The organism is Mangrovibacillus sp. Mu-81 (assembly GCF_036867415.1).
Classification (GTDB): Bacteria; Bacillota; Bacilli; order Bacillales; family Bacillaceae_B; genus Rossellomorea.
This window is the reverse complement of sequence record NZ_JBAJHU010000002.1, coordinates 204,316-217,557: the sequence shown is the minus strand read 5'-3', so window position 1 is coordinate 217,557 and position 13,242 is coordinate 204,316. Positions and strand designations below refer to the sequence as shown.

Genomic DNA, 13,242 nt, shown 5'->3' with positions numbered 1-13,242 from the left:
TGTGCGAGTCATTGTGCTTGATTGGTTCAATGAAAAGGGGCATACTGAAATACATAACAGGGTATCGTGAAGTTTTATAAATGAGAGAAAACCCATGTTAATAAAACGGGGGAATCACAATGAACAACCAATGGTATAACATCGGCGCCTTCACATTTCCAGGCTCGTGGGCAGCAATCACATCCGCCTTCCTCATCACGTTCTTGTTTCTCTTTTTCTGGAATAAGAAAGCAGGCGACTGGTATTCGAACTCCATTTTCATCTTTATACTGACCTGGAAATTGAGTGTCATCGTCGTTGACTTTGGCACCGTGATCAAGCATCCGATCACAATTCTCTATTTTCATGGCGGAGCCGCAGGGTATTGGATGGGAATCGTGGCGGCCTTGGTATATACTTTGATTAAAAAAGAAAATCCATATCATGTATTGACTGCTTGGATCATGACCGCCCTTGTCTATGAAGGTGTGTTCGATCTTCTGCACGGGGCTTACATTGCAGGTAGCTTACAACTGATTTTTAACAGTGTCCTGCTTCTCTTTTTGCTGAAAAAATTGGGCACTGAAGGAAAAAACGTATGGTCGATCCAGCTTCTCACAATTTTTACAATGATCCAATTTCTGATGAATTCCTTCGGAGGATTCCAAATAGATATGACACTACTGACGTACATCATTTTAGCCATCGTCCTGCTATTTTTACTCCGCGGGCGCAATATCATAGTACAGGGAGGAAACACCAGTGAATAAACGTAATTTCGCATTGGCCGTCGTGGCTCTCCTGATCGGAATCTTCCTAGTGAACGTCTTCCAGGATCAGCAGGAAAAAAAAGAAAGGGAAGAAGCGGCACAGCTTGCAGAGGAGTCAATGGACCTGTCGAATGCCGGGAGAGGTCTGGCAAAAGGCGACAGTGCACCGGACTTTGAACTCACGACGCTGGCAGGTGAAAAAGTGAAGCTTTCCGATTACGAAGGTCAAAAAGTGATCCTGAACTTCTGGGCGACATGGTGCCCGCCTTGTAAAGCGGAAATGCCGCATATGCAAAAATACTACGAAAAAAATGCAGACAAAGAAAATGTCGAAATCCTGGCGGTGAACCTGACAAGCATGGACGAAGGAAAAGACGCCGTCCAAGAATTCGTTGACGGCTACGAACTGACCTTCCCAATCCCGCTGGACGAAGACGGTGAAATCGGCGAAGAATACCGCGCCTTCACGATTCCGACCACCTACATGATCGACACTAATGGTCAAATCAGGCATAAAATCGTCGGTCCCATGAACGAAGACATGATGGATGAAATGGTCGAAGGAATGGACTGAGGCGTGAAAGCCCGACCCTCACCCTTGACGTTTAAATGATACTCCACGAGGTATATTAATAGTATGGGAATATTATTGTTGAAGACACTATGATGTGAGAGAAAATGAAGGAGGAGTACTGGATGTTTCATTACACAAAGGAAGTTTCGATGAATGTAAAGGAAGCAGCGGAGAAGGTGGAGGCTGCTCTGAAAGAAGAAAGCTTTGGTGTTCTATGGAATCTGGATCTTGCCGGGAAACTTAAAGACAAAGGCCTGGAATTCGATGAAGAAGTGCTCGTTCTGGAAGTGTGCAATCCCCATGAAGCGAAAAAAGTCCTCGAACAGAGCATGCTGGTTAGCTACTTCCTGCCGTGTAAGGTGACCGTCTACACAGAAAACGGCAAGACGAAAGTGGGCATGGCCAAACCAAGCAAACTGATCGAGCTCGTCGATCATGATGAACTGAAAACGCTCGCGCTCAATATTGAAAATCGCTTGATCGGTTGTTTGGAACGAGTGTAGATGATGGGCGAGGAACCTGCTGTGGAAATTGCGGCAGGTTTTTTGTTTTGAAATTGACATGATTCTATCATTTTTCTCTGTAAGATTAGGATAAATAAGTATTCGGCATGAAATTAAACAGTGAAATTGTACGGCTGAGATTAAGAATTGCGCTGCTTTACAGGATAATTGTGCCACTTTTTCAATAATTGCTCTGGTTACTAGATAATTGCTCCCCTTCCACAATATTTGAGCCGCATATGAATTTATTGCGCCGGATTCCAGATAATTGCGCAACTTGTCGAAAAATCTCCAAGCCTACAACCACATCCTCCAAAAAAATAATCCGACAACCGAAACATTTCTCTTCCTCACAATCTTCTGAATATGATACACTCTTCTAAAGCCAATTGATCTAAGAGGAAGGATGACAATCATGAAGTTCACAACAAAAGTCGTACATAGCCAGTTAAAAGGAACCGGGGATATCCGCAGCAAGACGACCCCGATCTACCAGACTTCCGCTTTTTCATTTCAATCACTGGAAGAGCTTGAAGGTTTCTATGAAGGAAAATCACCTTACCTCTACACGCGGACGGGGAATCCGAACACGGACGAACTAGGTCAGATGGTAGCTGCACTTGAAGGCGCGTCTGCCGGGGTTGCGACATCTTCAGGCTTGTCGGCGATTCTGGCTGCTGTACTTGCGGTTGTGAAATCCGGCGACCACATCGTAGCAGCTGAGGACCTGTATGGAGGCACCTTCCATATGCTGAAGGAAGAGTTGAAGGGGTTCGGAATCACGACAACTTTCGTCGACTTCACCAACCGTGAAGAAATTGAACACGCCATCACACCTCATACTAAACTGCTTTACAGCGAAACAGTCACCAATCCATTCATGAGGGTGGAAGACATCCCACAGTTGGTGGAGCTTGCCGAAAAACATCAGCTCAAAACGATCATCGATAACACATTCGCTACTCCATACTTGCGACAGCCTTATCTTGAAGGAGTCGATCTCGTTGCTCACAGTGCCACCAAATATATCGGTGGACACAGCGACATCACGGCAGGCGTCGTGACCGGGAAAGAAGACCTCGTAAAAAAAGCAAGGGAAAAAGTAGTCAACATGGGCTCCAATCTAAGTCCATTTGAAGCATGGCTGACTGCAAGAGGGGCAAAAACACTTGGCCTCCGCATGGGTGCGCAGGCCCATAACGCCGGCCAGCTCAGTGAAAACTTAAGAACGAATCAACACGTAAAACATGTATATTACCCGCATGATCTTTCTGAAAAAGGTAACGGAGCGATCGTGACCATCGAGCTAGATGCATCATGCGATATCAGTACATTCTTCAAATCTCTCGGCTGGATCAAAATCGTGCCGACCCTTGCAGGAGTGGAAACGACCGTCTCCTATCCGCTCGGCACTTCACATCGGGCACTGCCGAGAGAAGCACAGGAAAAATTGGGCATAAACACATATGTCGTGCGAATATCTTTAGGAATCGAAGACGCAGAGGACATCGTCACCCAATTCAACGAAGCAATCACAAAATGTATAAAATAATTAAAAAAATCAGAAAACACTCTTGACGTTGAGTGAAGATGCCTTTATAATTCATTTCAACGCACTACTTATTGACAACTTAATCGCTCTTATCCAGAGAGGCGGAGGGACTAGGCCCGATGAAGCCCGGCAACCTTCATGCTCGCAGGAAGTTCTGCGACTGCATGAAAAGGTGCTAATTCCTGCAGACATTTGTCTGAAAGATAAGAGGAGGACCGCCTATTAAATTAGACCCTCTTCTTAGGAAGGGGGTTTTTGATTTTTCCTCTTCTCTTAAAAAATTCCTAGAATGATTGCCGGGTCGGTGAAGGCAGCTCGCTACTCACTACTCACCATTTCGCAAGTCTGATGAATCCAAACCCGAAACCGCCAATCTGCAAGCATTCAAAACATTACTACGCAAAAAGTCAATGGAAAACCAACAAACCAAATTGCCAGGAGGAATTCATTATGACAAAATCATTCGATGTAGAAACGGTATTACTTCACGGGGGCCAGGAGCCCGATCCATCAACAGGTTCACGTGCGGTGCCGATTTACCAGACGACTTCATATGTATTTGATAACAGCGAACACGCTGCGAAATTATTCGGTCTTGAAGAGGAGGGGAATATTTACTCCCGTATCATGAATCCGACGGTCGATGTTCTTGAAAAGCGGATTGCCCTGCTGGAAGGCGGGATCGGCGCTCTCGGTGTTTCTTCCGGGATGGCTGCGATTTCGTTGTCCATCTTGAATATCGCTGGAGCAGGGGATGAAATCGTCGCTGCTACGAATCTATACGGCGGAACATACAACCTCTTCTCCACGACGCTTCCGAAGTACGGCATCAAGGTGCACTTCGTCGACCCGACCGATCCGGAGAACTTCCGGAACGCGATCACGCCGAAAACGAAGGCTGTTTTTGCCGAAACGATCGGAAATCCGAGCCTTCACGTTCTTGACATTGAAGCTGTTGCGAAAGTGGCGCATGACAACGAAATTCCACTGATCATCGATAACACATTCGCCACTCCGTATCTCACCAAGCCGATTGAATGGGGAGCGGACATTGTCATCCATTCCGCCACGAAATGGATTGGCGGCCACGGTACAGCGATCGGCGGACTCGTGGTCGACGGCGGCAAGTTTGACTGGAATAACAAGAAATTCCCGGGCTTTGTAGAAGAAGATCCAAGCTACAATGGAATCCGCTTTGGAATCGATGTCGGCGAAGCAGCTTTCATTACAAAATTAAGGGTCCAGCTGCTGCGTGACTTCGGGGCGTGCTTAAGCCCGCAAAACGCGTTCCTGCTCCTGCAGGGGCTTGAAACGCTGCACCTGCGAATCGAAAGACACACGGAAAACGCATTGAAAATCGCTGAGCACCTCAATCAGCACAGCGGTGTGGCGTGGGTGTCCTATCCAGGTCTCGAACAGCATCCGTCACATGCACTGGCTCAAAAATATCTGCCAAAAGGAGCAGGCTCGATCGTCGTCTTCGGCATCAAAGGCGGAAGGGATTCCGGACGCAAAGTCGTGGACAACATCACCCTCTGGTCACATGTGGCAAACGTGGGGGATGCAAAGTCACTCATCATCCATCCTGCTTCGACAACCCATCAGCAATTGAATGATCAGGAACTGCGTTCAACCGGTGTTACGGAAGAATTGGTACGCTTATCGGTCGGATTGGAGTCGGCTAAAGACCTGTTGGAAGACCTGGATCACGCGATCGAAGCGGCACTGGCTGCATCACCGGTATAATCCGGGCGATTTCAATGGCCACGCATTTGAAAATAAAAAATAGAACAATGGGGGGCGGACAGCTCAATCTGACCCTCTTCCCCCCCAATCACTCACCAAAAAAGGAGGCGACGGAATGGAGAACCCGCACACCAGTAACACACAATATGAAGTGAACTCCATTACGATCCCATCCCTGACCTTGGAATGCGGCAGCACGCTTGAACAGGTGGAGCTTGTGTATGAAAGGCTCGGCAGGACGGAAGGACCGGTCATCCTTATCTGTCACGCACTCACTGGCAATCACCTTGTAAAAGGGACGCCGGACTGCAAAGGGTGGTGGGACGGCCTCATAGGTCCCCATTCGTACTTGGATACTGACGAGTACACAATTCTTTCTTTTAACGTGCTGGGCGGCAACGACGGCAGCACCGGTCCGGCATCCATCAACCCCGCAACAGGGAAACCATTTGGCCGACAATTTCCGGACGTCACCGTAAGAGACATGGTCAACGCTCAATATCTTGCTCTGAAAGAACTGTCGATCGCTCATCTTCATGCAGTGGTCGGCGGTTCTTTGGGCGGAATGCAGGCATTGGAGTGGGGCATGATGTACCCATCCTTCGTCGACAAAGTATTCGCGCTTGCCGTCACACCAGCTCTCAGCGACTACGGGCTGGCATTTAATCATATCGGCATCCAGGCGATCGAATCGGATCCCGATTTTCAACACGGTCATTACCTGCCAGGCGCGGTCCTGAAAGGGTTGGAGATTGCGAGAATGGCCGGGATGGTCACGTACAGGACACCACGTCTTTTTGACGACCGCTTCAAGCGTGAAGAAACACAGTCTTCTTTTAAAGTTGAAAGTTATTTGAATTACCAGGGAAAGAAGCTTGCAAAGCGTTTCGATCCGAACAGTTACCTGACACTCCTGAAAGCCATGAATTCGCATGACTTGAGCAGGAACCGCGGATGCACGCTTGATGACATAGCGGGAAATTATCCAACTGAACTGATCACGGTCAGCTACGAAGGTGATTTGATTTACTCTCCCGAATATCTCGAAAGCTTCACACATCAGGTTCGGTCAGGAAGGCATTATTTTGTCTCCACTGCGTTTGGCCATGACGGTTTTCTGGTGGAATTCGAGAAATGGGGGAGCATGATTTCCTCCCATCTGAAACAATTTCAACCCAATCGCGTTGTGAACGGCTAAAGTATCATAACCCGTCCCCCTCCAACATATAGTTAAATAAGCAAAGACATCGCACCGCCTACAGCGCGTTTTTGTGTGGTGTCTTTTTCTTTGGATAAGAATCGCAGCGCTTTTCGTAGTGTCCGGCTGCTGAGCCATACTTTGGTGAAAAAAGGAGACAAGCAGTACTGCTGAATGATCCGGAAATGGACAATCAATCTTCAACCGATGGCAGCCGGCACTTTTCTTATCAGTCATGACAACAAGTTGGAGGGGGAAAAATGGAGTTGAGAGGCAGAAAGCTTATCATTGCAATTGTGATCAGCATGCTGATCGGGGCAGGCGGAATGTACGGAGGGGTCACCCTGTTTGATTTTACCGATTCAGGGGACGGGCTAACAGAGTTCAGCGGCAAAGGCGAAGTAAATGACAAGCTTCATAAAGTAGAAGTGGCGTATGATTTGATCAGTGAGAAATTTTTTCAGGATGTAAACAAAGGGGAGCTTGTGGAGGGCGCGATACAAGGGATGCTGAAGACCTTGAACGATCCCTACTCGGTCTATATGAACGCCGAAACAGCATCACAGTTTAATGACGCGCTCGATTCTTCCTTTGAAGGAATCGGGGCAGAAGTCACGATGATGGACGGGAAACTGGTCATCGTTGCCCCTTTTAAAAATTCGCCTGCAGAAGAAGCAGGTCTGAAACCGAATGACCGCATCGTCAAAATCGACGGCAGCAGCATCGACGGCCTGGATCTGTATGAAGCCACTCTTAAGATAAGAGGAAAAAAGGGCACCAAAGTGAAACTGGAAGTGCTGAGGGAAGGCGTGTCGGATCCGATTGAAGTCGCCGTCAAAAGGGACGATATACCGGTCGAAACTGTCCATTCGGATGTGAAAAAAGTGAACGGGGTCACCGCCGGATATATCCAGATCACCACATTCTCTGAAAATACCGCAGTCGATTTTAAAAAGCAGCTGGCAGAACTTGAAAAGAAAAACGTGAAAGGACTCGTGATCGATGTCCGCGGCAACCCGGGCGGTCTGCTGTCTAGCGTCGAACAGATCCTTCAGGAGTTTGTAACAGGCAAGAAGCCTTACATCCAGATCCAGGAACGCAGCGGGGAAGTCATGAAATCCTTCTCCAGCAACAAAAAGAAAAAAGCCTATCCGGTTGTCGTCCTGATCGACGAGGGCAGCGCATCGGCATCAGAAATCCTCGCCGGGGCACTGAAGGAAACGGAAGGATACCCGCTGATCGGTACGAAGAGCTTCGGAAAAGGCACGGTCCAGCAAGCCGTTCCGATGGGTGACGGCAGCAACATCAAGCTGACCATGTACAAGTGGCTCACCCCGAACGGGAACTGGATTCACAAGAAGGGGATCATGCCGGATATCCCGGTCAAACAACCGGCCTACTATTACGCCCATCCTCTTCAACTCGACAAGCCGCTAAAGCCGGAAATGAATAACGACCAAGTGAAAAACGCACAGGAAATGCTGAAAGGCCTCGGATTCATGCTCGACCGTTCAGACGGCTATTACAGCAAGAAAACAGAACAGGCCGTCAAAGAATTCCAAATCCAGCAAGGTCTCGACGCAAACGGGGTCATCGATGCAAAAACAGCCGAACACCTGCAGGCCGAAATCTACCAGCAAGTCCAAAACGAAAAGAACGACCTCCAGCTCCAATCCGCAATCGAATACGTAAACCGCATTGCAAAGGCCGGGGCTCAAACCGAGTAACCAGAATCAAGACCGCTTCCTATACAGGAGGCGGTCTGTTTCTTTTGGGGGAGATTGGAGTGAGGCATTAGAGTGTACCTGGTACATAGTGAGTTTAGTGTACCTGGTACACAAACCGGTTATTGTACCAGGTACAAAGTCGGCTAATGGTGCCTGGTACAAATCCTTTAGATTGTGCCAGGCACCAACCCGCGCATCGAGCCAGGCTCAAACCGGCACAAACGAGCCAGGCTCAAAACCACCAAACCAAGCCAGGCACCATCCCCTCACAATCCACCGCATTCACCCCCACAGGCAAATCAATCAATTCTACTATTTCCCCTGAATTCATGCACTGTTTTTCCAGCAAAATCTATTATATAAAGTGAGACATATTTAATAGAAAGGAGGAGAATATCGTGTTTGATATAAGAGAGAAAGTGGCGATTGTGACCGGCGGCGGACGGGGTCTCGGGAAAGTGATGGCGCTTGCGCTGGGTGAAGCTGGTGCTCATGTTGTCGTTTGCTCGAGAAATCTTTCAGCATGTGAGGAAGTGAGGGATTCACTGCTGGAGCTGGGGGTGAGGTCTCTCGCTTTAGCTTGTGACGTCACGAATAAAGAAGATGTGGTCAACGTAGTGGAAGAGACGGTGAGAGAGTTTGGCAGGATTGATATTTTAATCAATAATAGCGGCACTTCATGGGCGGGACCGTTTGTAGATGTGCCTCCCGATAAGTGGGACAAGGTCATGGAAGTGAATGTGAAGGGGACTTTCATGTTTTCGCAGGAAGTAGCGAAGGTCATGATCAGGCAGCAAACCGGAAAGATCATCAATATCGCTTCGGTGACCGGGTTTGGAGGGACGGATCCCCGATTGATGGATACGGTTCCTTACAACGCGAGTAAAGGAGCGGTCATTACGTTAACGAAGGACCTTGCCGTAAAACTCGCCCGGCATAATATTCAGGTGAACGCGATTGCACCGGGATTCTTTCCTACTAAAATCACGAAGCAGCTTTTTGAACAGCAGGGGGCAGCAATCATGCAGAAGATTCCTGCGAATCGATTCGGAGAAGGGGAAGATTTGAAAGGGATTGCGGTTTTTCTTTCCTCGTCTGCTTCTCAGTATGTGAATGGCCACATTTTAATCGTGGACGGCGGGATATCCGCAATGGCATAAAAAGGAGATTTGTAAAATGGATGAATGGTATAGAGAAATAAAGCGTGCAGGGACGAAGGCAGAGTTGGAAATCAATCAGGCAATCAAAGCAGAAATCAATCAGAGAGAATATGTGACTGCTTTTAAAGAATTAATGGAATCGATCATGGGGATTATCGAAATCCTGGGTCACGTGCTGATGTTTTTGAAATTTCTCAATCAAAGGACCTTGATCGAAAACGTCATATGAGGGAGGTGAAGCTATGGAAGATAATCTGGAATATAACAAAGAATTGGAACGCTGGATAGGGTTTATTAAAACGATCATGATGAATGAAGAATGGAAACCGAATTACCCGCGGGAGGCTATTTGGAAGAAGGGAAGCAGCACGCTCTGGCATTATCCGCCCGGGGAGCCGAACGGCCGGATTCCTCTGTTCCTTCTGTATTCACATATAAACAAACCGGGCATTCTTGATTTGACGAAGGAATACAGCATGATAGGACAGTTTCTAAAGGAAGGCTACGATGTCTATCTCTATGAATTCGGAGAGCCCTCTTTGGAGGATCGCTCCATCGGTCTAGAGAACTATCTGTTTGAGTATATTGACGGTGCCATCCAACAGACGATCCAGCATAGCGGACAAGCTCAGCTTTCGCTTGCCGGCTTCTGTCTCGGTGGCACGCTCGCAGCCATGTATGCCTCTTTGCGGGCGGACATTGTAAAAAATCTCCTGCTCTTCGTCACACCGATCGACTTTCAAACCATTCCGGAATTAAGCGAATGGATCAAAGCTATGAAAAATGGGGAGTTGGATGTTAAACCGCTGATCGAAAGCATGGGAACGATCCCAAGTGTGCTGGTGAAAGCTGGGATGCGCCTGTTGACTTCACCGATCTACTTATCACCTTATCTCTCTCTGTTGACGAAATCTTACGATTCTGAACACACATACTATTGGTATCGTTTCAACCAATGGACCAATGATCATATACCGATGACAGGTGCATTTGCATTGGATTTACTAGAGTTATTCGTAAAGAGGAACGTGTTGGTGAACGGCGGCTTTGAACTGGGAGGGAAACGGATTGACTTGAAAAATATCTCGTCGAATATATTCATGATTTCATCCCAATACGATCATATGGTTCCTGCCGACATTTCTTCCCCGCTGCTGAAAATCGTTTCCAGCCTCGACAAACATTTGGAAGTGGTGGAAGGCGGGCATGCTAGCTTGATAAAAAACAGCGTCCCCCAAGCCTTGAAAGAATGGCTGAATGAACGCTCATAAAGGAGGCGAGCCATGTATTATTTAGAGAGTGACATTCAGGATGATTTCCCATTCGATTATCTGGGATTTGCGTTTGTGGTGTTCAAAAACTTCTGGAATCGCTATTTTCATTGACCTGATTAGCTGAGAAAGAGGAGACTCCCTCCCATTCTTGGCTTTTTTCTTTAGAATAGGAGAAATTCCGACATCATTTCCCGGGAAAATATCGGGGATGCTGTCGAAGTATTGCAGACCAGTGACATTTCTACAGGTGATTTCCACGTTCATTTCCTCTCTGTATAAACGATAACTTTCAAATGTAATAGAATCAGAAAAAAATTGCAATAGGTTTTAGATGTGGATTTTGATAAAATAATAGATAACAATTTAAAAGAGGAGGTGACGTTTCATTGGTCGAGCTTTGGTTACTGGACGTCTTGAAAGCTTTAGGTAAGTTTATTCTGCACCCGGTATTGTTTTTGTCGGTGCTTTTGGCCATATTGACAGGTTATTATCGTGTGAAAAGGGAACGAAGGGATTTTCATACACGACTGTTGGATGGTTATCATGATATGCGGGTCCTTTTTTCGTATGGTATAGGGGTTGGTTTGTTGTTTTCCCTTGTAACGGTTGGGGCAGGGCTGGTGGTTCCGGTGATTGCGCTCACGCTCGCAGGGGCATTGAGTGTTTTATTTGCACTCACAAGTAATTTCCATCTGGTGTCAGCTGCCATCACAACCGGCTTTGCTTATTTCCTTCTCGTGACAGTCCGTTATTTCGAGTGGGAAGTTCCATACGTACATAGCTATTTGGAAGGATTGAATCTTGGGCTGCTCAGTTCGATCATGGTTCTTGCAGGAGTGCTGACCTTAATCGAGGGCATACTCATCAAACTGAACGGATGGAAGCATACTTCTCCAAGGCTGATTAAAAGTGAGCGAGGCTTGAAGGTCGGGGTTCATCAAAGCAAGAAGCTTTGGCTGGTGCCGATGTTCGTGTTGATCCCGGCGGGTGAATTGACGCTGCCATTCGACTGGTGGCCAGTGTTCACGCTTGGTACGGAAAGCTATTCGCTGCTCGGTGTCCCGTTCCTGCTCGGATTTCAGCAGCTTGTCAAAAGCAGCCTGCCGGAAATCGCGATCAAGCAGACGGGGTCCCGCGTATTCTGGTTGGGCGCATTCGTGCTGACGCTTGCTGTCACCGGCTTCTGGGCTCCGATGTTTTCGATCGGTGCCGGAGTCATCGCCATTCTTGGCCGTGCCTGGATTGCATACCGTCACCGCTCGTCCGAGGATTCGAAGCCCTATTTTTATAAACGCCAGTCTAGAGGCGTCATGATACTGGGAATCCTCCCAAGTTCACCTGCTGAAAAATTATCCCTGCAGGTAGGGGAGATCATTTTGAAAGTGAATGGAGAAGAAGTCAATACAGAACGGGACTTCTATGAAACCCTTCAGAAGAACGGAGCATACTGCAAACTTGAGGTTCTCGGTACGAACGGGGAAAATCGATTTACACAAGGTGCCCTGTATGAAGGGGACCACCACGAACTCGGAATCCTGTTTGCAGATCAGGATTCAGGGTGGGACAGGCATCACGTGTCTTAATATAATTTTTCATTAATAGCCGGAATCTGTTCTTCGTTCCCAGGAATAAACTTCATTATTTAACGGAATTAACATTTCGAGACCCTTCAAGTGACTTTTTCGAAGGGTCTTTTTGTTTAGTTAAAATATGGGCAGATTAGACATTCAAACCCTGATTTTTGCCCGCTCCACCCCGGGAAAGTAACCTGAACATTTGGCAGCAGGTATTGACAATGAAAACAATTATTGTATAATTCTGAATAGGAGAAACATGGAAGGTGGAATTGGTTTTGCCAACTTACTTGTAATGGTTAAGTAATTAAATAGTACAATTCTTTTTTGAACAGTATTGTTCAACGACGGGAGAAGTGTGCCTATTTTTAACCATTACAGGGAACGCGGGATAATCTGTTGAGTTTATTCCAAGCGGGATACCTATATGGTATTCTGCTTTTTTTATGGAAAATCATTCTCCATTCAGCTATTATTGGCGTTCCCCTTGATAAATGGGGGAGCGGGTTATGAATTTAAATAATGTGGTTACGTATGAGATTATTGCACAGGAAACACCTAACGTAATACGAAGTTGCAGGAATTGTAAGAGAAGCACTGAATACTTTTGCAGTGAGAAATTCAGGGTGAATGCAAATCAGAAAATGGTTGATATTTGGCTCATTTATAAGTGTATACACTGTGATGCTACTTGGAATTGTCCTATTCTATCAAGAGTAAACGTCAGTCGAATCGATCCGGTACTACATCAAAAGTTTATGAATAATGATAAAGAGACAATTTGGTATTATGCTTTTCAAATCAACAAACTGCGAAAACTATGTGATGCGGTGAATAAAGATATAAAGTATGAGGTGAAAAAGGAAAAGTCAGATTCAGATTCTAATGAACTGACAATCAGAATTTGCTGTAAATATGATTTTGGTCTTAGGATAGATAGATTATTAGCAAACATATTGAATGTTTCCAGATCCAAAGTAAATACAATGGCAGAGACAGAAATGTTATTGCTGAACCCAGATGTTAATATGAAAGACAAATTTTTAGATAATTTACAAGTTACAGTCAAAGGTAATTGGCATAAGGATGTTGTCTCAACTTTATTTTAGGGAATAGGTAGTCCATTCCTAAAAGAGCATGAAACCTAAAATGGTTTTATGCTCTATTTTTTCGTGCAATCGCCTT

General features: G+C 46.4%; 12 protein-coding genes and 1 riboswitch. All 12 genes read left to right on the top strand.

The genetic code is table 11. From position 1 onward, the window contains the following. The first annotated feature begins 119 nt into the window (after positions 1-119). Positions 120-749, top strand: coding sequence for a hypothetical protein (locus V6B33_RS04790; RefSeq protein WP_334216608.1), 630 nt, complete (start codon positions 120-122; stop codon positions 747-749). Continuing rightward, on the top strand, positions 742-1,323 hold the full coding sequence (locus tag V6B33_RS04785; RefSeq protein ID WP_334216607.1) for a peroxiredoxin family protein: 582 nt from the start codon (positions 742-744) through the stop codon (positions 1,321-1,323). Before V6B33_RS04790 ends, V6B33_RS04785 begins: the two co-directional genes overlap by 8 nt. 122 nt (positions 1,324-1,445) lie before the next feature. Further along, positions 1,446-1,826 carry a DUF302 domain-containing protein gene (locus V6B33_RS04780; RefSeq protein WP_334216606.1) on the top strand — a complete coding sequence of 127 codons (381 nt, stop codon included), beginning with the start codon at positions 1,446-1,448 and terminating at the stop codon, positions 1,824-1,826. Positions 1,827-2,241: 415 nt separating this feature from the next. Continuing rightward, positions 2,242-3,378, top strand: coding sequence for a trans-sulfuration enzyme family protein (locus V6B33_RS04775; RefSeq protein ID WP_334216605.1), 1,137 nt, complete (start codon positions 2,242-2,244; stop codon positions 3,376-3,378). Between the two features lie 86 nt (positions 3,379-3,464). Continuing rightward, positions 3,465-3,588: riboswitch (SAM riboswitch) on the top strand. 240 nt (positions 3,589-3,828) lie between these two features. After that, a complete protein-coding gene (locus V6B33_RS04770; protein WP_334216604.1) occupies positions 3,829-5,124 on the top strand; it encodes an O-acetylhomoserine aminocarboxypropyltransferase/cysteine synthase family protein in 1,296 nt (431 codons plus the stop codon). A 115-nt stretch (positions 5,125-5,239) separates the two neighbouring features. Continuing rightward, a complete protein-coding gene (metX, locus tag V6B33_RS04765; protein WP_334216603.1) occupies positions 5,240-6,322 on the top strand; it encodes a homoserine O-acetyltransferase MetX in 1,083 nt (360 codons plus the stop codon). A 260-nt stretch (positions 6,323-6,582) separates the two neighbouring features. Beyond that, positions 6,583-8,049 carry a S41 family peptidase gene (locus tag V6B33_RS04760; RefSeq protein WP_334216602.1) on the top strand — a complete coding sequence of 489 codons (1,467 nt, stop codon included), beginning with the start codon at positions 6,583-6,585 and terminating at the stop codon, positions 8,047-8,049. Between the two features lie 398 nt (positions 8,050-8,447). Continuing rightward, positions 8,448-9,209, top strand: a complete 762-nt coding sequence (locus tag V6B33_RS04755; protein ID WP_334216601.1) for an SDR family oxidoreductase — start codon at positions 8,448-8,450, stop codon at positions 9,207-9,209. A gap of 16 nt (positions 9,210-9,225) precedes the next feature. Then, positions 9,226-9,438, top strand: coding sequence for a hypothetical protein (locus V6B33_RS04750; RefSeq protein WP_334216600.1), 213 nt, complete (start codon positions 9,226-9,228; stop codon positions 9,436-9,438). Between the two features lie 13 nt (positions 9,439-9,451). After that, a complete protein-coding gene (locus tag V6B33_RS04745) occupies positions 9,452-10,480 on the top strand; it encodes an alpha/beta fold hydrolase (RefSeq protein ID WP_334216599.1) in 1,029 nt (342 codons plus the stop codon). 389 nt (positions 10,481-10,869) lie between these two features. Continuing rightward, on the top strand, positions 10,870-12,066 hold the full coding sequence (locus V6B33_RS04740) for a PDZ domain-containing protein (RefSeq protein WP_334216598.1): 1,197 nt from the start codon (positions 10,870-10,872) through the stop codon (positions 12,064-12,066). A gap of 500 nt (positions 12,067-12,566) precedes the next feature. Further along, complete coding sequence (locus V6B33_RS04735) at positions 12,567-13,166, top strand: DUF1062 domain-containing protein (protein WP_334216597.1); 600 nt, start codon at positions 12,567-12,569, stop codon at positions 13,164-13,166. The last annotated feature ends 76 nt before the right edge of the window (positions 13,167-13,242 follow it).

Bases quoted from the DNA above. Each gene is read 5' to 3' on its own strand.
- V6B33_RS04750 (WP_334216600.1), top strand. From the start codon at position 9,226: ATGGATGAATGGTATAGAGAAATAAAGCGTGCAGGGACGAAGGCAGAG.
- V6B33_RS04745 (WP_334216599.1), top strand. From the start codon at position 9,452: ATGGAAGATAATCTGGAATATAACAAAGAATTGGAACGCTGGATAGGG.
- metX (WP_334216603.1), top strand. From the start codon at position 5,240: ATGGAGAACCCGCACACCAGTAACACACAATATGAAGTGAACTCCATT.
- V6B33_RS04760 (WP_334216602.1), top strand. From the start codon at position 6,583: ATGGAGTTGAGAGGCAGAAAGCTTATCATTGCAATTGTGATCAGCATG.
- V6B33_RS04735 (WP_334216597.1), top strand. From the start codon at position 12,567: ATGAATTTAAATAATGTGGTTACGTATGAGATTATTGCACAGGAAACA.
- V6B33_RS04775 (WP_334216605.1), top strand. From the start codon at position 2,242: ATGAAGTTCACAACAAAAGTCGTACATAGCCAGTTAAAAGGAACCGGG.
- V6B33_RS04780 (WP_334216606.1), top strand. From the start codon at position 1,446: ATGTTTCATTACACAAAGGAAGTTTCGATGAATGTAAAGGAAGCAGCG.
- V6B33_RS04770 (WP_334216604.1), top strand. From the start codon at position 3,829: ATGACAAAATCATTCGATGTAGAAACGGTATTACTTCACGGGGGCCAG.
- V6B33_RS04790 (WP_334216608.1), top strand. From the start codon at position 120: ATGAACAACCAATGGTATAACATCGGCGCCTTCACATTTCCAGGCTCG.